Origin of the sequence: Serratia sarumanii, from assembly GCF_029962605.1 — a bacterium.
Lineage (GTDB): Bacteria > Pseudomonadota > Gammaproteobacteria > Enterobacterales > Enterobacteriaceae > Serratia > Serratia sarumanii.
In genome coordinates, this window is record NZ_CP124750.1 from 1,996,550 (window position 1) to 2,014,890 (window position 18,341).

18 protein-coding genes are annotated in these 18,341 nt (G+C 60.7%); 7 read left to right on the forward strand and 11 right to left on the reverse strand.

What is annotated here, in order from left to right; genetic code table 11:
* Positions 1–53: 53 nt before the first annotated feature.
* The 4 genes from SSARUM_RS09535 to SSARUM_RS09550 all read left to right on the forward strand — a co-directional run bounded on the left by SSARUM_RS09535 (position 54) and on the right by SSARUM_RS09550 (position 2,936).
* The gene (locus tag SSARUM_RS09535) at positions 54–1,556 is read left to right on the forward strand and encodes an amino acid permease (RefSeq protein WP_060429903.1); all 1,503 of its coding nucleotides are present in this window, start codon (positions 54–56) and stop codon (positions 1,554–1,556) included.
* 102 nt (positions 1,557–1,658) lie between these two features.
* The gene (locus SSARUM_RS09540; RefSeq protein WP_033638142.1) at positions 1,659–1,973 is read left to right on the forward strand and encodes an ArsR/SmtB family transcription factor; all 315 of its coding nucleotides are present in this window, start codon (positions 1,659–1,661) and stop codon (positions 1,971–1,973) included.
* Entirely contained in the window at positions 1,970–2,299 is a 330-nt protein-coding gene (locus tag SSARUM_RS09545; RefSeq protein WP_033638143.1) for an SRPBCC family protein, read from the forward strand. The genes SSARUM_RS09540 and SSARUM_RS09545 overlap by 4 nt, the downstream gene beginning before the upstream one ends.
* A 43-nt stretch (positions 2,300–2,342) precedes the next feature.
* Positions 2,343–2,936 carry an ATP-dependent Clp protease proteolytic subunit gene (locus SSARUM_RS09550; RefSeq protein WP_033638144.1) on the forward strand — a complete coding sequence of 198 codons (594 nt, stop codon included), beginning with the start codon at positions 2,343–2,345 and terminating at the stop codon, positions 2,934–2,936.
* 5 nt (positions 2,937–2,941) lie between these two features.
* On the opposite strand, the gene SSARUM_RS09555 is transcribed toward SSARUM_RS09550, so the two are convergent.
* The 6 genes from SSARUM_RS09555 to SSARUM_RS09580 are packed head-to-tail and all read right to left on the reverse strand — an operon-like array spanning position 2,942 to position 9,871.
* Positions 2,942–3,808, reverse strand: a complete 867-nt coding sequence (locus tag SSARUM_RS09555; RefSeq protein ID WP_140926704.1) for a hypothetical protein — start codon at positions 3,806–3,808, stop codon at positions 2,942–2,944.
* Positions 3,809–3,851: 43 nt separating this feature from the next.
* Complete coding sequence (locus tag SSARUM_RS09560) at positions 3,852–4,604, reverse strand: fimbrial biogenesis chaperone (RefSeq protein ID WP_223182335.1); 753 nt, start codon at positions 4,602–4,604, stop codon at positions 3,852–3,854.
* Positions 4,601–5,941, reverse strand: coding sequence for a fimbrial protein (locus SSARUM_RS09565; protein WP_033638147.1), 1,341 nt, complete (start codon positions 5,939–5,941; stop codon positions 4,601–4,603). The genes SSARUM_RS09560 and SSARUM_RS09565 overlap by 4 nt, the downstream gene beginning before the upstream one ends.
* A gap of 29 nt (positions 5,942–5,970) precedes the next feature.
* The gene (locus SSARUM_RS09570) at positions 5,971–8,505 is read right to left on the reverse strand and encodes a fimbria/pilus outer membrane usher protein (RefSeq protein ID WP_060429907.1); all 2,535 of its coding nucleotides are present in this window, start codon (positions 8,503–8,505) and stop codon (positions 5,971–5,973) included.
* A 20-nt stretch (positions 8,506–8,525) separates the two neighbouring features.
* Positions 8,526–9,278 (reverse strand): fimbrial biogenesis chaperone, encoded by a 753-nt coding sequence (locus SSARUM_RS09575; RefSeq protein ID WP_223182005.1) that lies wholly within the window; start codon positions 9,276–9,278, stop codon positions 8,526–8,528.
* A 59-nt stretch (positions 9,279–9,337) separates the two neighbouring features.
* Positions 9,338–9,871 carry a fimbrial protein gene (locus SSARUM_RS09580; protein WP_015377562.1) on the reverse strand — a complete coding sequence of 178 codons (534 nt, stop codon included), beginning with the start codon at positions 9,869–9,871 and terminating at the stop codon, positions 9,338–9,340.
* Positions 9,872–10,245: 374 nt separating this feature from the next.
* On the opposite strand from SSARUM_RS09580, the gene SSARUM_RS09585 reads away from it, so the two are divergent.
* Positions 10,246–10,926 carry a helix-turn-helix domain-containing protein gene (locus tag SSARUM_RS09585; protein ID WP_223182004.1) on the forward strand — a complete coding sequence of 227 codons (681 nt, stop codon included), beginning with the start codon at positions 10,246–10,248 and terminating at the stop codon, positions 10,924–10,926.
* 158 nt (positions 10,927–11,084) lie between these two features.
* On the opposite strand, the gene ychF is transcribed toward SSARUM_RS09585, so the two are convergent.
* Positions 11,085–12,176 (reverse strand): redox-regulated ATPase YchF, encoded by a 1,092-nt coding sequence (gene ychF / locus SSARUM_RS09590; protein WP_033638156.1) that lies wholly within the window; start codon positions 12,174–12,176, stop codon positions 11,085–11,087.
* 334 nt (positions 12,177–12,510) lie between these two features.
* Here ychF and SSARUM_RS09595 point away from each other — a divergent pair, with 334 nt between their 5' ends.
* Complete coding sequence (locus tag SSARUM_RS09595) at positions 12,511–14,040, forward strand: SulP family inorganic anion transporter (RefSeq protein WP_060429908.1); 1,530 nt, start codon at positions 12,511–12,513, stop codon at positions 14,038–14,040.
* Between the two features lie 37 nt (positions 14,041–14,077).
* Here the strand turns inward: SSARUM_RS09595 and pth are convergent, their stop codons facing one another.
* The gene (gene pth, locus SSARUM_RS09600) at positions 14,078–14,668 is read right to left on the reverse strand and encodes an aminoacyl-tRNA hydrolase (protein ID WP_004941053.1); all 591 of its coding nucleotides are present in this window, start codon (positions 14,666–14,668) and stop codon (positions 14,078–14,080) included.
* Between the two features lie 301 nt (positions 14,669–14,969).
* Here pth and ychH point away from each other — a divergent pair, with 301 nt between their 5' ends.
* Complete coding sequence (ychH, locus tag SSARUM_RS09605) at positions 14,970–15,248, forward strand: stress-induced protein YchH (protein WP_025302491.1); 279 nt, start codon at positions 14,970–14,972, stop codon at positions 15,246–15,248.
* A 185-nt stretch (positions 15,249–15,433) separates the two neighbouring features.
* Here ychH and prs read toward each other — a convergent pair whose 3' ends face one another.
* The 3 genes from prs to lolB form a co-directional block, all read right to left on the reverse strand.
* Positions 15,434–16,381 carry a ribose-phosphate diphosphokinase gene (gene prs, locus SSARUM_RS09610; protein ID WP_004941061.1) on the reverse strand — a complete coding sequence of 316 codons (948 nt, stop codon included), beginning with the start codon at positions 16,379–16,381 and terminating at the stop codon, positions 15,434–15,436.
* 174 nt (positions 16,382–16,555) lie between these two features.
* On the reverse strand, positions 16,556–17,422 hold the full coding sequence (ispE, locus tag SSARUM_RS09615) for a 4-(cytidine 5'-diphospho)-2-C-methyl-D-erythritol kinase (protein ID WP_049211446.1): 867 nt from the start codon (positions 17,420–17,422) through the stop codon (positions 16,556–16,558).
* Positions 17,419–18,042: a lipoprotein insertase outer membrane protein LolB gene (lolB, locus tag SSARUM_RS09620; RefSeq protein WP_033638163.1), complete on the reverse strand. Its 624-nt coding sequence runs from the start codon at positions 18,040–18,042 to the stop codon at positions 17,419–17,421. Before lolB ends, ispE begins: the two co-directional genes overlap by 4 nt.
* Between the last annotated feature and the right edge of the window lie 299 nt (positions 18,043–18,341).

Consider the following 18,341-nt stretch of genomic DNA (forward strand, 5'->3'; position numbering starts at 1 on the left):
TCGCCGATCGATAACAACAAACCGAAGTCCCCTACACCATTCGGAGAATCTCTATGGCTGCGTCGAACAGAAACACCATCGGCAAGTTTGGCCTGCTGTCGATGACGTTTGCGGCAGTGTTCAGTTTCAACAACGTGATTAACAACAATATTCAGCTCGGGGTCGCCTCGTCGCCGGTGTTCCTGGTGGCGACCATCATTTACTTCATTCCCTTTTGCCTGATCATCGCCGAGTTCGTCTCGCTCAACCGCAACTCCGAGGCCGGCGTTTATGCCTGGGTGAAAAGCGCGCTCGGCGGGCGCTGGGCGTTTATCACCGCCTACACCTATTGGTTCGTGAACCTGTTCTTCTTCACCGCGCTGCTGCCGCGCGTCATCGCCTACGCTTCTTACGCGTTCCTGGGCTATGACTACGTGTTTACCCCGCTGACCACGGCGATCATCAGCATCTTCCTGTTCGCCTTCTCGACCTGCATTTCCAACAGCGGCGCAAAACTGCTGGGGCCGATGACCTCGGTGACCTCGTCGCTGATGCTGTTGCTGACGTTTTCCTACATCGTTCTGGCGGGCGCGGCGGTGCTGGGCGGCATCGAACCGGCCGACCCGATCAACGTGCAGGCGATGACGCCGAACTTCAACTGGGCGTTCCTCGGCATTACCGCCTGGATCTTCCAGGCGGCGGGCGGGGCGGAGTCCGTGGCGGTGTACGTGAACGATGTGAAAGGCGGCAGCCGCGCCTTCGTGAAGGTGATCATCGTTTCCGGGCTGTTCATCGGCGTGCTGTATTCGGTGTCTTCGCTGCTGATCAACGTGTTCGTCCACCGCGCTGACCTGCATTTCACCGGCGGCACGGTGCAGGTGTTCGAAGGCCTGTCGGCGCACTTCGGCCTGCCGACGGTGCTGATGAACCGCTTTGTCGGCATCGTCTCCTTCACCGCCATGTTCGGCTCGCTGCTGATGTGGACGGCGGCGCCGGTGAAGATTTTCTTCACCGAGATCCCGAAGGGCATTTTCGGCGAGAAAACCATTCGTTTGAATCGGCACGGCGTGCCGACGCGCGCCGCCTGGATCCAGTTCTTCATCGTCATCCCGCTGATGCTGATCCCGACGTTGGGTTCCAGCAGCGTGCAGGATTTGATGAACACGCTGATCAATATGACCGCCGCCGCCTCGATGCTGCCGCCGCTGTTCATCATGCTGGCCTATCTGAATCTGCGCCTGAAGTACGACCGGGTGGCGCGCGATTTCAAAATGGGCTCGCGCCTGCAGGGCATCGCCATCGTCAGCGTGCTGATCGCCATCTTCACCGTCGGCTTCTTCGCCTCGACGTTCCCGACCGGCGCCAGCGTCATGACCATCGTGTTCTATAACGTCGGCGGGCTGGTGGTGTTCCTCGGCTACGCCTGGTGGAAGTACAACCGCTACGCGAAAAGCCTGAGCGCCGAGGCGCGCTACCACGAAGACATGCCGTTGGCGCGCCTCGCGCTCGAAGCGCAGGAAGGGGCGCAGGCCGGGCAATCCGCGCTGACCACGCCCGTTTGCAATAAACCGCTGTAATTTCTCCTCTATCGGCTCCGTGCCCCGGCGCGGAGTCTCGCTTTGCGCAAAAATCCTGCCCTGGCGCTTGCATAATACATAAGTGAATACTAATGTATTTGTATGAACGAAAATGACATCTTCAAGGCGCTGGCCGATCCGACTCGCCGCACCATCTTCGACAAGCTCGCCCTCGGCAGTATGAACGCCAGCGCGCTGCGCGAAGGGCTGCCCATCAGCCAGTCCGCGATGTCGCAACACCTGGCGGTGCTGCGCAATGCCGGGCTGGTGCGCGAGACGAAGCAGGGGCGCTTCGTCAATTACCAGGTCGACCCGGAAGGGCTGGCGCAGATCGCCGATTGGCTGGCGAAGTATCGCGCCTGGTGGCCGGCGCGCATCGACGCGTTGCAAACCTTGCTGAAGGACATGGATCAATGAACAAACGGGCTGAGCAGCCGCCGCGCGATCGGCTGATATTGGAGTATTCGCTCGATGCGCCGCCGGAAAAAGTGTGGCGAGCGCTCAGCATTCCCGAGCTGCGCGAGCAGTGGCTGCCTCCGGGGGATTTGGCGCAGGCCGAACCGCTGGCCGCCACGCCGGGCGAAGCGGTGAGCTACCGTCTGCGTGACGACCGGCCGCCGTTCCTTGAAAGCGTGGTGACGCTGCAGATAGTGCCGGACGCCGCTGGCGGCAGCCTGCTGCGGATTATCCACCAGCTCGACGCCGCCAATGACGGTTCGGTGACGATGATGCTCGCCGCCTGACGCGTTAAATTCATTTCCCTTTTGCCAACCCAGGAGTTCACCGATGCGTGAGAAGATGATGCTCGTCCCGATGGTGGTGGAACAGACCAGCCGGGGAGAACGTTCCTTTGATATTTATTCGCGCCTGCTGCGCGACCGGATCGTTTTCCTCAATGGCGAAGTCAACGACGACGTAGCCGAAATGCTGTGCGCCCAACTGCTGTTTCTGGAAGCGGAAAACCCGGAGAAACCGATCCACCTGTACATCAACTCGCCGGGCGGGGTGATCACCAGCGGGCTGGCGATTTACGACACCATGCAGTATATCCGCGCGCCGGTGCATACGCTGTGCATGGGCACCGCGCGCTCGATGGGCTCGTTCCTGCTGATGGCCGGCGAGCCGGGCCACCGCATGGCGCTGCCCAACGCCAGCCTGCATGTGCACCAGCCGCTGGGCGGCTTTCAGGGGCAGGCCTCCGACATCTTGATTCATGCCGAAGAGATGAAACGCACCAAAGACACGGTGATCCGGCTGTACGCCAAACATTGCGGCCTCAGCTACGAAGAGGTGGAACGGGTGTTGGATCGCGATCGCTTTATGACCGCCGACGAAGCGGCGGCCTGGGGGTTGATCGATCGGGTGCTGCGGGAAAGGTAAACGGCTCAGCGGGGCTCGGCGGCCTGCGGCGTGTGCCAAACCCGTTCAAGCCCGAATTCGACCATCGCGAAATAGAGGCTGAAATAGCGCTCCGCCATGATAAAGAACGAACTGTTGAGTTCGATCACCACGTTATTGGTGGTGGTCAGCAGACCGGATTTTTCCGCCGCCTGCAGAATGCGATTCACGTGCGCGCGTGAGACGGAGCACGACTTGGCGATTTTCGCCGAGGAGAGCAGCAGAAAGGGGGAGTCCTGCCGGATGCTTTCGATATGCAGCATCAGCAGCACCATGTGGCCGGCGTCCTTGCTGATAAACAGCCCGGATTGCGGCACCAGATCGATCAGGTAAATCTCCTTGAGCATCAGCTGCCCGTAGGCGGCGAAAAAGGTGGGCAGAAAGTCGGGCGCCGCCAGCAGCGCCGCGATAGGCATCTGTGGCGCCAGCGCCTGGTAGGGCCGCGCCATCGAGGCGATCAGCGCCTGGGTTTCCGCCAGCGCGTGCGGCGTAGGTTTATAGCGCAGCTGGCGCTTGTCATGTTCACAGGGTTTGACCTCCAGCCGGCGGCCGACCCGCAAAAAGAACAGAAAGGAGTCCAGGGAGTTCTCGCTGATGATGTTCTTCCCTTTAAAAAAGGCTTTGATGTCTTTCAGCCCGGCGGCGGGCTGGTGGTAGTAAATGGACAGGATGGTGGAACAAATGATGAACCGGCTGTTCCTGAAGATGATTTTGTAAAACAGCGGATGTTTCTTGTAGGTCTCCTTCAATAATTCCCCGTGTTTGATGATGGCGGTATGAAATGCCGGTGACTGCCTGATGTTGTTGGCCTGTTTCTCCAGGTGAAACTGTAGCTGGAATCTGCTTAGACTCATTTTCCCTATTTCCTGTACTTAAAAAATGTACTGCTTTTTATCGTTATGGGGTTGCTGTGTATGACTTGACGATCTGCTGGCCCTGGTCGTTGATGAAGGTGGCCTGAACGGTGATCTGAGAAGGGAGCGTCGGCGCCGCAACGCCGTCGAGGTGATAATCCCGCATGCTGAACGGTGCGGTCATCATGTCGCTTTCTTGCCGCACCGGGTAATCGCGCCTGCCGGTTTGCACGGCGATGCGGGCGAAGGAGAGATAAAACGCCGACCGGTTGTGACAGCGCAGCAGATAGCCTCCCGGCGATTTTTGCAGCGAGAACGAGACGGCCTCGGCCGCGTTTTCGGCGTTTCCCTTTAGCGCTTTGGGGCGGTAGAAGATTTTCATCTGCGTGTTCATCGCCAGCGTCACGCGCGACGTCAGCGGTGGCCTGGTCGGCTGGCTGGGCGGGATCTCATACAGATTAAGCCAGAACACCGACTCCCGGTCGGTGGGCAGGTTCGCGCCGGCAAACAGGATCCGCAGCCCTTTCAGCGCCGAAGGCGGCAGGGCGAATACGCTGGGCAGGGTGACAAACGGCGCGCGCGACAGCTCGGGGGCGGCGTTGACGTCGCCGTTATCGACCCAGGTTTGCGCCACGATCGGATAGCCGTTGGTGTTGAGCAACATCAGGGTTTTTTCCGTGTCGCCCTCGCGGAAAATCACCCGGGTGGCGGAGGCGATGATGCCCGCCTGCGCGCCCATGGCCGCCAGCGCCAGCAGCAGGGCGCATCCCATCGTCAGATATTTCTTTCTCATCATTGCACCTTAACCCAGACGTAGGCCCTGGCGTCCACTTTGCCGGCGGTGACCGTTTGCCCGGGCAGCCGGGCGAGCGTGGCGGTGAGCTGGGTGGTGTAGTGGGTGAACCCCGCCGCGGTGCTGCCGCCGCCGCTGGCGCCGTTGAGCACCGGGTACCAGCCGGCGTCGTTGCCCTGCGGGCATTGCCCGGCGCTGCAGCGCGCCCAGCCGACGAAGTTCATCGGCGCGCCGTTGCCGGCGTTGGCGAGCGCGATGCCCACGCCGGTGGCGACGCTGCTGTCGGTGCCGTAGCCGCTGGAGAGCAGGTAGCTCACGCCGCCGTTGGCGCTGACCAGCCCGAGCTGCTGCGCCGCGACATAGCTTTCATACGGCACCTGCAGGCCGAGGGCGGTATTGTTGCTGCTGACGCCGGACACGGCGGCATTGTCACATTCGATATTGATGGTGAACTGCGCCTGTGAGGTTTGCCCGGCGGTCAACTGGCTGACGGATATGGTCGGCAGGATCACCAGCGGCGTGACGTTGCGCGCCACGCAGGTGGCGGTATAGGTCAATGAGGAGATCGGTGCGGTGCCCATGCCCATCGCGTTCCAGCGCCCGGTGCCCCAAGTGGCGTAGTTGGTGGCGGAATCGCTGCCGATAGGATCCGAGGCGATGCCGGGCCCCTGAAAGGTGACATACCCGTTCGGCTGCGTGCAGGTATAGTTCGAATTGCCGGTGGTCGAGGCCATGCCCACCAGCGGGTTGCCGGCGCTGTAGCCGCAGTAGTTGCTGGCGCCCGCGCCCGGCAGCGAGCTGATGCGGATCAGGTCGGCACGGATGGCGCTGAAGTCTTTCACCCGGATCTGAATTTTGCTGCCGACGGTGGCGTAGCGGGTAATCGGCGCCGACTGCCAGTAGCGGGTAAAAACCTTGCCGGAATCCAGATGGGTCAGGCGGATGCCGACGTAAGGGAAGTAGGTGGCGTAGTAGTTGGGGTTGCCGTCCTGGGCGCCCAGATCGTAATAGCCGCCGACGCGATCGTCGCCGTTGGTGGCGAAGACTTCATAGATCTGTCCCGCGTCGCCGGCGTCGCACTCATACAACACTTTGTTGGGATCGGGATAGCGCGTGCCGGAGGTGAGATCGAACACGCTGGTGCCCAGCGGCGTGCCGACGGGCTGCAGGTAAGTGCTGGTCAGGTTAACCCGGCCCAGCGCCGTGCCCACCCCGCAGGGATCGCAACCGGAATCGATCCAGGGGGCGACCCGGGTGCATTGCGCCAGCGCGGCGGGCGCGCCGCACAGCGACAGGGCGAGCAGAGCAAGGGCGGCGATCGGGTAAGAAATGCGTTTCATCGTCTCTCCTGAGAATCAGTGTGAACGGGCTAGCGGCACGGGGCGCTGAGCCGTTGAATCGGGCCGTCTTCCCCGGCGGGCAGACGGTAATGCAGCGTGCACTGTTGGCCGGGCGCGTCGCCCCAGTTCAGCGTCAGCGCGCCGGCATTCCGGTCGCTGCGCAGATACACCTGATTGGCCTGGCCGACCATGCCCACGCTGTTGCCCGCTGCGTCGAGGACGTTGGCGCCCATCGGGATCGGCGCGTTATCGGGCCGCTGCGCGGTGATCAATAGCGCTTGGCCGCGCACGGTGTTGAAGCGCAGGCGCACCGTGGCGCCGGCGTACGGGGCGACGCGCCGCTGGCCGTCTTCCAGCTCCGCTTTGTCGTTCATGCCCTCGGGGTTCAGCGCGACGGTGTTGTAGTGATAGGGCACCAGCGACGGCGCCAGCGCGTAGCCAAAGCGATCGACGCGCGCCCCCTGGCCGTCCATCACCCGTGCGCCGCTGGCGCCGGGCGCCTCGATCAGGGCGAAGGTGTCGCCGACATACGGCCCTAATGTCACGCCGCCGCGGTGCGCCACCACCGCCCCCTGCAGCGACAGGGAACCTTGTCGATACTGGCGTGCGGTGGAGAACGAGCCGGTGACGTTGGCGTAAGGCAGACGGGTTTGCAGGTTGCCGCCCCAGATGCTTTGTTGGCGATCGTCGTCGGTGGTGAAGTTCAGGCCGTAGCTGACCGGCTGTTCGTCGCCGACGCTGCCCGATAGCGCGGCCTGATAGTTGCCGCCCTGGCCCTGGCTGTGGTTGGCCAACAGCGAGACGCTGGGGGCGGATGATGAACGCCCGAGCGGGAAGCTCAGCGACAGGGCGGTGACGGTCTGCGCGCTCTGCGCCAGCGGCGCGCTGTAGACGTTATCCAACGGCCCGTAGCCGCGGTAGTCGCCGTTGCTGTAGCCCAGGCTGCGGGTGCGGGTGACGGAGAGGTTAAGCGCCACGCCGTTGCCGAAGGTTTTTCCCCAGCCCAGCTGGAGCTGATTGTCGCGGCCGCGCTGATCGCGGTAGTCCTGAGTCGAGCCGGACATCGTCAGGCTGCCGAACGCCCCCATCCCCTGATTGACGGCGACCTCGAAACGCGACCGCTGGCGGTAAGAGTCGGATTGCCAGTTTTGGCCGGTGGCGGCGGCGCGCCGCACGCCGAGCACGTCGCTGAGATCGCGAAAGCCTTCGGTGGAGTAGCGGTAGCCGGCGATGGACAAGGTGGTGTCCGTCGGGCTGAAGGTGCGGCTGTAAGAGAGGTGCAGCATCCAGCCGGCGGCGCCGCCGTCCGGCAGGCTGGCGTGGGAATAGGTGGTATCCATGCCGAACGCGCCCAGCCAGCTGCTGTACACGCCGCCCAGCATCATCGCCTGATAGCCGTCCGCCAACTGGTTGCCGAGGTTGAAGGTCAGGGCGTTGGTCAGGCCGTGCTGCCAGGTCACTTCGCTGAACAGATCGTTGTCGCCGACGTAGCGGGAACGGCCGACGATCGCCGAGTAGCGCGACTGGCCGGGGCGGATGGATTCCGGCACCGCGGCGAACGGCACGGTGAAGGTGCTGACGCTGCCGTCGGCTTCCGTCACCACCACGCTGAGATCGCCGGCGTAGTTGGTGGCGTACAGATCGCTGATGGCGAACGGCCCCGGCGCGACGGTGGTTTCATACAGCGTGCTTTTGCCCTGCAGCACCGTCACGCGCGCGTTGCTTTTCGCCACGCCGCGCACCACCGGCGCATAGCCGCGCTGCGAATCCGGCAGCATGCGGTCGTCCGAACTGAGCTGAATGCCGCGAAAGCCCAGGCCGGAGAAGAAGTGCCCGTCGGTAAAGCCTTCGCCCAACAGCATTTCGCTGCGCCAGGGCAAGATCGCGCGCTGCACGTAGCGGCGGCTGGTGTCCAGATGGCCGCCGAACTCCCGATCGTAGCGGTAGCTGGACTGCTGGCGGTAGCGCCATAGCCCGAGGTTGAAGCCGCCGTTCAGGTTGGCGTAGGTCGAGTCGAGATCGCGGGTTTGCCCCTGTCGGTAACTGACGTGGTACTGGTTGAGGTTGTAATTGACGAAGGCCATCGATTCGCCGCTGTCCAGGCTGGCGGGATTGACGCTGCCGCGCGGCCGGCCGTTCAACAGCGCCTGCGGAATGCTCAGATCCAGCCGCAGCCGCGAGATATCGGCGTTCACCGTGATGTACTTCAGATCCCGGCCGGGCAGCAGGCATTCCGCTTCGGCGGCCGCCGGCGGATTTTTCAACCCGAAGCGCGCCAGCTGCGGCCGATCGAAACAGGGTAGCACCTGCTTGCCTGCGCGTACGAAGCGAATTTGATCGCGTTCGAGAAACTGGCCATTGAGGTACAGATCGATCTGATAGCTGCCCGGAGCGACGGCGTCCTGTTGGTTGAACTGGCTCAGGGCGCTGTTGCTCAGCACGCTGCCGCGCAGCAGCGCGGGATCGAAGGTATAGCCGTCGGCGGCGGCGCAGCCCAGCGGCAGCGCCAGCAGCGCGCAACACCAGCGTGCGGGCAGCGGCGCCGCCTTGCGAGCATCGAACATGAATACCTCCCTGTCTGGTTTCAGCGCGCGACGTTCAGGGTGCGTGAGATTTCCACCCCATAGTCATTGATGACGCGCAGTGCGACCTGCCGCACCTCCCCATTCACCGGCCAACTGGCCTGTGAAAACGGCGGGATCAGATCCGCCTGCGGGATGGCGATGCGCTTCGCGCCGCTCAGGATCGCGGCCTGGCTGACGTTGGCGTAGTAGCCGGTCGGGTTGTCGACGCGCAGCGCGTTGCCGGCCTGGCGCAGGCTGAGCCGATCGATGACGTGGTTGGCGTCGCCGGCCAGCCCGGCGGGGCGATAGAACACCTTCAGCCGATTGGTGACCACCAGCAGCAGTTTGTTCTTGTCGCTGTCCGTCTGGCGCACGGCGGGCACCTGCAGGAAGTTGAGATAGAACAGCGATTCGCGATCGCGCGGCAGCGGCTGGCCGACGAACGACAGCCGCACCATCTGCCCGCTGTGCGGATTCATGCGGAAGATCTGCGGCGAGGCGACGAAAGGTGCATCGGCGTTTTCCGGCGTGGATTTGGGGTTATTGATGTCGAGCCAGATCTGCATCAACGCCGGGGTGCCGTCGTCATTGGTGAACTGCAGCGTTTTTTCCCGCGCCTCGGCGGGGTAGATCACGCGGTTGCCGAGCAGCGTCACGCTGGCCGAGGCGTGGGTAGCGGCAAAACTCATCAGGCAAAGCGACAGGGCGGCCCATCGGCGGGCGGAGCGGGTTATCTGCGGCATAAACGTGAACCGATAAAGGGAGCGAGTCATTCAGCGCCGCCCGGCGAGAGGCGGCGCTGGTATCAACAGGTATGGCGCCTGACGCCGGCTTATTTGTAGCTAATGGCGAACTGTGCGGTGGCGATCACCGAACCGGCCGCCACGCCGGTGTCTTCCGCGTAGTAGCGAGCCACCAGGTTCTGCGAGGTGGAGGTGGCGTCTTTCGCCAGCGTCATCGCCGACGTGGTGACGGTCGAACCGCTGGCGAACGACAGCGGCGTAGTGGCGTCGCTGTCCAGCAGTTGAATGGACACCTTGGCCGCATCGCCCGCGTTGCCCAGGTTGCCGTTGGTGGTCGGGTTGTTGCCCGCCAGCACGGTTTTGATCGCCGTATCGCTGGTTGCCGCCGCACAGCCGGTCACGTTGACGGTGAAGGTGGTATCGCCGGCGGTGGCGCCTTTGGTGGCGAGTTTGCTGGCGGCGACGGTCGGCAGCAGAACGACCGGGTTGGATTGGTTACCGTTAATATTCACCGAGCAGGTTTGCGTGCTGACTTCGCCTTTAAATTGCACCGTATTGGACGAAGCGGCCGCACAGGCGCCGGAGAGAGCCAGCATGGATAATGCGACTAATTTAACATTCATGTGAAATGCCCTTTAATTTACTTTAGATAAAAGCTTTCCTGACAGTAATAAATTACTGACGTGCGGTTATTGATTAATCATGTTGCGCAATTGTTTTTTAAACGCGTCGGCAAACATGGATTTTCATCCTAACAAACTAAGAATTTTCCCTATAGATGTTTTGAATGAGGTAATAAGGTTGCGGGAGTCGCTGTTACATTTTTTTCATTTCCGCTTATATCATACAAAATAGAAAATAGATCTATATCATTGTGTTGCGTTTTTATTGGATCGCCAGTTTTTTCTGTGGAAATAATTTGAAACATTCATGCCTTTTTTGCGTATTAATCAACATGCTGACGGTTGCGTGATTATTTGAAAAACATGTTATCAAGATGTTTTGTATCGGTGTGCTTTGCAGGCGAATTACCCCAAAAAAGAGCAACGACAAGCCGCCTGAGGTGTGGAAGCATGCTTTCATGCTGATAAGGAGAATTAAAGTGAGAGTGATTTATATCGACGGTTCACCGCTGTGCCGGCTGGGTATGAAAACATTACTGGGCGGCGGCGTGATAACCTTATCCTCACCCAATATGAATATTATTAAAAATATAATTCCGGCGCCTGATTTAATTATTACGGAGTTTCCTCAGGAGATTTACCGGTTCGAGGCGTATTTAAATTTCATTAAATATTCACGTGGTGAATATAAAGATGTCCGGTTACTGTTCTTTATCGATAAGACTTCGCCGCTGATCCTGGCGTTTATCGCCGCGGCGCAGCCGGATGCGATTTTGCACAAACGGGAAACGCTGCAGGTGGTGCGAGAGACCTGCGCAACGCTGGCCCGCCAGGAGACGAGCGAACTGTACGTGGGGAACCGGCATCGGGCGGTGGCAATCACGCCTGGCGAGGCGGCGGTGCTGTGTGAAACCGCGCGCACGGAAGATATTCGCCTGACCGCTCGGCGGCTTAACCTGCACCCGAAAACCGTTTATTCGCACCTCAATAACGCCGGCAAAAAGTTCGGCATCCGCAATCGGGTGGAACTGTTGAAGATGATTGCGCTGCTGTAGCGCGCCGTTAGCGGGTTTTGCAGCGGCAGTGTTTCGGGCTCTCGGCGTGGAAGGGGGAAATGGGGGAGTCTGAGTCAGGGGCGATAAAAACAAAAATCCACGCCGAAGCGTGGATTTTTCCGTTTCCGGCAGCCGAGAGCAATGCTGCGGGGAAGGGCTTAGACGTTGAACAGGAAGTTCATTACGTCGCCGTCTTTGACGATGTAGTCTTTACCTTCGGAGCGCATTTTGCCGGCTTCTTTGGCGCCTTGCTCACCCTTGTAGGTGATGAAGTCATCATAAGAGATGGTTTGCGCGCGGATAAAGCCTTTTTCGAAGTCGGTGTGGATCTTGCCGGCCGCCTGCGGAGCGGTGGCGCCGACCGGGATGGTCCAGGCGCGCACTTCTTTCACGCCGGCGGTGAAGTAGGTCTGCAGGTTCAGCAGTTCATAACCGGCGCGGATCACGCGGTTCAGGCCCGGCTCTTCCAGGCCCAGCTCGGCCATGAACTCGTCGCGATCTTCGTCTTCCAGCTCGGCGATGTCGGATTCCACGGCGGCGCACACGGCAACCACCACGGAGCCTTCGGCGTCGGCGATTTTACGCACGGTGTCCAGGTACGGGTTGTTCTCGAAGCCGTCTTCGTTGACGTTGGCGATGTACATGGTCGGCTTCAGCGTCAGGAAGCTCAGGTATTTGATCGCCGCTTTGTCTTCGTCGCTCAGATCCAGCGCGCGCAGCATGCCGGCGTTTTCCAGGTGCGGCAGGCATTTCTCCAGCGCCGCCAGCTCGGCTTTGGCGTCTTTGTCGCCGCCTTTGGCTTTCTTCTGCACGCGGTGGATGGCGCGCTCGCAGGTGTCGAGGTCAGACAGCGCCAGCTCGGTGTTGATCACGTCGATGTCTTCGGCCGGATCGACCTTGTTGTTGACGTGAATGATGTTGTCGTTCTCGAAGCAGCGCACCACGTGGCCGATGGCTTCGGTTTCGCGGATGTTGGTCAGGAACTGGTTGCCTAGGCCTTCACCCTTGGACGCGCCTTTCACCAGGCCGGCGATGTCGACGAATTCCATGGTGGTCGGCAGAATGCGCTGCGGCTTGACGATCTCGGCCAGCTTATCCAGACGCGGATCGGGCATCGGCACCACACCGGTGTTCGGTTCAATGGTGCAGAACGGGAAGTTGGCTGCTTCAATGCCCGCTTTGGTCAACGCGTTGAACAGGGTGGATTTGCCTACGTTAGGCAGGCCGACGATACCGCATTTGAATCCCATGTTGTAATCACCTTAAATATCTTAACTATCAGCCGGTTAGGTTTAATCGACTGCATAAAGGGCAAAATAATGCCGCCATTATACACGTAATGGGCGTTTATCTCGATCAGACTTGTTTGGCCGGGGCGAGCGCAGCGCCCGCGGCCGGTTTTTGATTGAGATTTGGATCACATTTACCCATACTGGCCGTTCCGATTAACCGACAGGAAACGCGCCGGATGTATTTCTTGCCTACGCCACCCTGAGCAGTGCCCGCCTGCAGTCTGCCGCACCTTGCGGTACCCCATACCCGCTACGCGGGGAGATGATGTCATCTGTCATAAGTGAATAATGCATGTTTAATCTGAGTAACGTCAGGATCGCGGACGTTAAAAATGAAGTCCTGGCGGGCTTTGTGGTGGCGGTTTCGATGATCCCCGAGGCGGTCGGCTTTTCGCTGGTCGCCGGTCTTTCGCCGATCGTCGGTTTGCACACCGCGTTTATTATCGGCCTGGTCACGGCGCTGTTCGGCGGCAAGCCGGGCATGGTTTCCGGCGCCGCCGGCTCTATTGTGGTGGTGCTGATGAGCCTGGCGGCGCAGTACGGCATGGGCTACGTGCTGTGGGCCACGCTGTTTGCCGGGGGGATTCAAATCCTGATCGGCGCCTTCCGGCTGGGCAAGTTCATTCGTCTGGTGCCGCTGCCGGCGATCCACGGCTTCGTCAACGGTCTGGCGATCGTCATCATGCTGGCGCAGCTGAAGATGATCGCCGGGCAGGGGCCGCTGATGTACGGCCTGGTGGCGCTGGCGATTGCGGTGGTGGTGCTGTTCCCGCGCCTGTCCAAAGCCATTCCGTCTTCGCTGGCGGCGCTGCTGGTGGTTTCGGCGTTGGCGATCGGCCTCAATCTGCACACGCTGCGGGTGGGCGATCTGGCGGACATTTCCGGCGCGCTGCCGCACTTCAGCCTGCCGACGGCGCCGTTCACCCTGGAAATGGTGCGGGTGGTGCTGCCTTATGCGGTGGTGATTGCCCTGGTCGGTTTGATTGAATCGCTGCTGACCATGACGGTGCTGGATGAAATGGGCGGCAAGAAGGGCAACGGCAATCGCGAAAGCATCGCGCAGGGCGCCGGTAACGCGGTGTGCGGCCTGTTCGGCTGCTTCGCCGGTTGCGCGATGATCGGCCAGTCGATCATCAACTTCACCTCGGGCGGGCGCGGGCGCCTCTCCGGCACGGTGGGCGCCATCCTGCTGATTCTGTTCGTGGTCAGCCTGTCGCGCTATATCGGCCTGCTGCCGGTGGCGGCGCTGGCCGGGGTGATGCTGGTGGTGTGTTACAACACCTTCGAGTGGAGTTCGCTGCGCCGTTTGCGCCGTATGCCGAAGGCGGACGCGCTGGTGATGCTCGCCGTCACGCTGATCACCATCTTTACCGATCTGGCGGTGGCGGTGATCAGCGGGGTGATTATCTCGGCGCTGGTGTTCGCCTGGCAGCAGGCGCGCATCCGCGTGCGCCAGCGGCAGTTAACGGGCGACGTGGCGGTGTATCAGCTCGATGGCCCGCTGTTCTTCGGCTCTGCCGCCGCTTTCGCCGAGCTGTTCGAGCCGCAAAGCGATCCGCAGAACGTGGTGCTGGATTTTGCCGGCACCCGGGTGATGGATTCCAGCGGCGTAGAGGCGATCGATAAGCTGACGGCGCGTTACCTGGCGGCGGGGAAAAGCATTCGGCTGCGCCACCTGAGCGGCGACTGCGTGCGTTTACTTAAGCGCGCCGGGCCGTTTTGCAGCCATGAGCTGGACGATCCGCAGTATTACGTGGCGGAAGAGGGCTTCACCGCCGATGATCGCCGCGTGAGCGAGGAGACCTTCAACCCGCGCGGCTAGAAGCAGGCAGCGGGCAGGGCGCCCGCTGCGGCAAGGTTCAGGCCTGCGCCTTGAAGCTGTGCAGGCGCTGAACGGTTTTTTCCAGCCCGTCCTTCATCAGCATCTCGGTGCAGCGCAGCGACTCGTCGATCGCTTCGTCGATCATCTTCTGCTCGCTGGCCGGCGGCTTGCCGAGCACGAAGCCCACCACCTTGTTCTTGTCGCCCGGATGGCCGATGCCGATGCGCAGGCGGTAGAAGTTCGGGTTGTTGCCGAACTTGTTCTGGATGTCTTTCAGGCCGTTGTGGCCGCCGTTGCCGCCGCCGAGCTTGATTTTGGCGACGCCGGGAGGCAGATCCAGCTCGTCGTGCGCCACCAGGATCTCGTTTGGTTCGATGCGGTAGAAGTTGGCCATCGCCAGCACCGCTTTGCCGCTCAGGTTCATGAAGGTGGTCGGCACCAGCAGGCGCACGTCGTTGCCCGCCAGGTTCAAACGAGCGGTATAGCCGAAGAACTTGCTCTCTTCTTTCAACTGCTGATTGTGGCGCTGGGCCAGCAGATCGACGTACCAGGCGCCGGCGTTGTGGCGCGTTTGGGCATATTCCGCGCCCGGGTTGGCCAGGCCAACTATCAATTTAATACTGCTCACTGGGAGATTCACTATGATCAGGGTAATGGAAAGGGCCTTAGTCTACCTGCCGGGGCGGCGAATGACAAAATCCGATCCCCGCCGTCGCCTTAGGTAAGAAAGACGAATGATTCATTAGCTGAATAATTCAATTTGTCCGCTAATTTTCAGCGGCGCGTTAAGAAGTGTCAATAATTCTTTACCATTTGTGATCGCCTCCGCAATCCCCTTGCCGCAACAAGGACTATACTTAACTTATCAAAGTGGGTTAACAAGTTGCAGCGTTATCCCGGTTGGCACATGGCAATCATGGAGGTGGCATATGAAACGTAGAAGCGCGGACAGAATGGGCAACTTTTTTATGGGGCTGGGGCTGGTCGTGATGATCGGCGGCGTCGGATACTCCATTATTGCTGAAGTATCCCAGTTCAATTTACCGCAATTTTTCGCCCACGGCGCCATCATGAGTATCTTCGTCGGCGCGCTGTTGTGGCTGGTGGGCGCGCGTATCGGCGGCCGCGAGCAGGTGGCGGATCGCTACTGGTGGGTAAAACACTTTGATAAACGGTGCCGCAACGACCAACATCGTTCGTCGCATTGATTAAAAAATCAGAAGGGAAGCGAGAGCAGGGCAAGGGAAAATCTGCCGTGCATTAAGGTTTGAGGTCATGTTGGACTACGAGTAGAAAACCCGTTGTTGCTTACGCACCAACGGGTTTTTCTTTTTCTGCTGTCGGGCTCGCTATCTTTCCGGCGCGATGGGCGCCGCACCGGAAAGACGACGCATCAATGCTCGAACATTGCAGAGATCGACTCTTCGTTGCTGATGCGGCGGATGGCTTCAGCCAGCATGCCGGACAGGGTCAGAGTGCGAACGTTTTTCAGTGCCTTGATTTCCGGCGACAGCGGAATGGTGTCGCAGACGATCACTTCATCAATCACCGAGTTCTTGATGTTGTCCACGGCGTTGCCGGAGAAGATCGGGTGCGTCGCGTAGGCGAATACGCGCTTGGCACCGCGTTCTTTCAACGCTTCAGCCGCTTTGCACAAGGTACCGCCGGTGTCGATCATGTCGTCGACCAGCACGCAGTCGCGGCCTGCCACGTCACCGATGATGTGCATCACCTGAGAAACGTTCGCGCGCGGGCGGCGTTTGTCGATGATGGCCATGTCGGTGTCGTTCAGCAGTTTGGCGATGGCGCGGGCACGCACTACGCCGCCGATGTCCGGGGAAACCACGATCGGGTTTTCCAGGTTCTGCTGCAGCATGTCTTCCAGCAGGATCGGGCTGCCGAACACGTTGTCTACCGGAACGTCGAAGAAGCCTTGAATCTGCTCAGCATGCAGATCCACCGTCAGAACGCGGTCAACCCCTACGCTGGAGAGGAAATCGGCAACCACCTTGGCGGTGATCGGCACACGCGCGGAACGCACGCGGCGATCCTGGCGGGCATAGCCGAAGTAAGGGATAACGGCGGTAATACGACCTGCGGAGGCGCGACGCAGGGCGTCGACCATCACAACCAGTTCCATCAGGTTGTCGTTGGTCGGGGCACAGGTGGACTGGATGATGAAAATATCACCGCCGCGTACATTTTCGTTGATTTGCACGCTCACTTCGCCGTCGCTAAAACGACCTACAGCGGCGTCACCAAGGCTGGTGTACAAACGGTTGGCAATACGTTGTGCTAGTTCCGGGGTGGCGTTACCAGCAAAAAGCTTCATATCAGGCACGAGAAGAACCTCAGGCTTGCGTCCAGAGAAGATATTGTCATACGACATCGCCAAGGGGCAGTCGGCGACGCCGGCGCAATATACATACGGGTATGTAAAACTAAAATTGAGACCGCAGGCAGCGCAGGGATAACAGGGCCAGGTGTGCATGACCCTGCGCAGCGAAACGTTGAGCTACGACTCAAACCGCCCGGAACGAATGCGATGTAGTGGGGAGACGTTAACGCCGCGCGCTACAAAACCACACAACCACTCCGGGGCTTGATTTAACACCTGACGGGCGGCGATTTCTGTGTCGAATTCAGCAAACACACAAGCACCTGTGCCAGTCAGGCGTGACGGGGCGTATTCTAACAGCCATGAAAGAAGCTGTTCAACCTCGCGAAAACGTTTTCTTGCGATCGGTTCGCAATCATTTGCGTACGGTGCCTGCAACAGCTCACTTAAGGAGCGAATCGGGGTGTCTCTTTTCAATTCGGGGTCGCCGAAGATAACCGGCGTCGGGATGCCGACGCCGGGATGCGCCACCAGATACCACTTTTCCTGCGGCTCGGCCGGCTGCAGGCGCTCGCCGATGCCTTCGGCGAAGGCGGCGTGGCCGCGCACGAACACCGGCACGTCGGCGCCGAGGCTGAGCCCCAGCTCGGCCAATTGGTCGTCGCCAAGACCGCAGCGCCACAGTTCGTTCAGCGCCACCAGCACGGTGGCGGCGTTGGAGGAGCCGCCGCCCAAACCGCCGCCCATCGGCAGGCGCTTGTCGATGCTGATGTCGGCGCCGCGCGGTGCGGTCTGCAGGCCGCGTTCATCGCAATAGCGCTGCAGCAGGCGGGCGGCGCGCACGATCAGGTTCTGCTCGTCCGGCACGCCGTCGACCGGCGTCAGCAGATGAATGCGATCGTCCTGGCGCGGGTCAATGGTCAGGGTGTCGCCGTAGTCCAAAAACTGGAACAGCGTCTGCAGCAGGTGATAGCCGTCTTCACGACGGCCGGTGATGTACAGAAACAGGTTGAGTTTCGCGGGGGAGGGCCACTGGCGGATCATTTGAGCGTCCAGTTGTCCATTTTCAGCTTGATGCGCTGGTCGCCCTGCTGCAGCTCCAGGCGGTTAGGCAGCGTCGGCTGCACCTCGTTGCTGTAGCCCTGGTAATCCACTTTCCAGGTCTGTCCGCCTTGCTGGTAGGTCAGCTTGCTCAGGCGATATTGGTCATCCAGCGCAAAATCGCCGGCTTCGCCCGGCAGGCCGAGCATCCACTGGCGCAGGTTGTTCAGCGGGATCGCCATGCCGGTCAGCTTGCGGATCATCTCTTCCGGATTGTCGCTGACGTAGCGTTTGCCCTGGTTGTCGGTCAGCTGCACCACGTTTTTCTGCACGTTGAGATCCATTTCCGTGCTGCCGAGCGGGTTGGTCAGCAGCAGGCGGTAGCGCTCCGGCGAGAACTGCTGCCAGAAGAAGCGGGCGTAGACTTTTTTCTGATCAGACAAGTAGGCGAAGGAGCCGCGGGTCTGATAGGTGCTGAGCTGCTGCACCGCCTGCTCATGGGCGCGCCACTGCGGTGAGGTCGGGCTGGTGGCCGGGCCGGTCGGCTTGGTGGTGGTACAGGCGGCCAGCACCAGGCTGGCCAGCGGGATCAGACGGAGCAAACTAACTTTGCGTATTGGCATAACTTTCTCTTGTCCTTTTGTCCTTGCGGGCATGCGCGACGAAACCCGGATTCAGCGCTCACGCTAACGGGGCGGCGGCGGCGCGTCAATTTTTTGCTGCATCGCGTTGAATCTTGCCGCTTTTACCGGCGCAATGCCAACCCGGCACGCGCGTCGGGGTCGCCATTAAGCGTAACACAATCGCCTGAAGGCGGGGGAGGCGCGCCCGATAAGCGGTGCCTTCGTTGCGCAAACGCCGCCGTTGTGTACGCCGAATAGCGTGCGCGTTATCGCAAACTGCGCTAAAATTTAAGCAATCG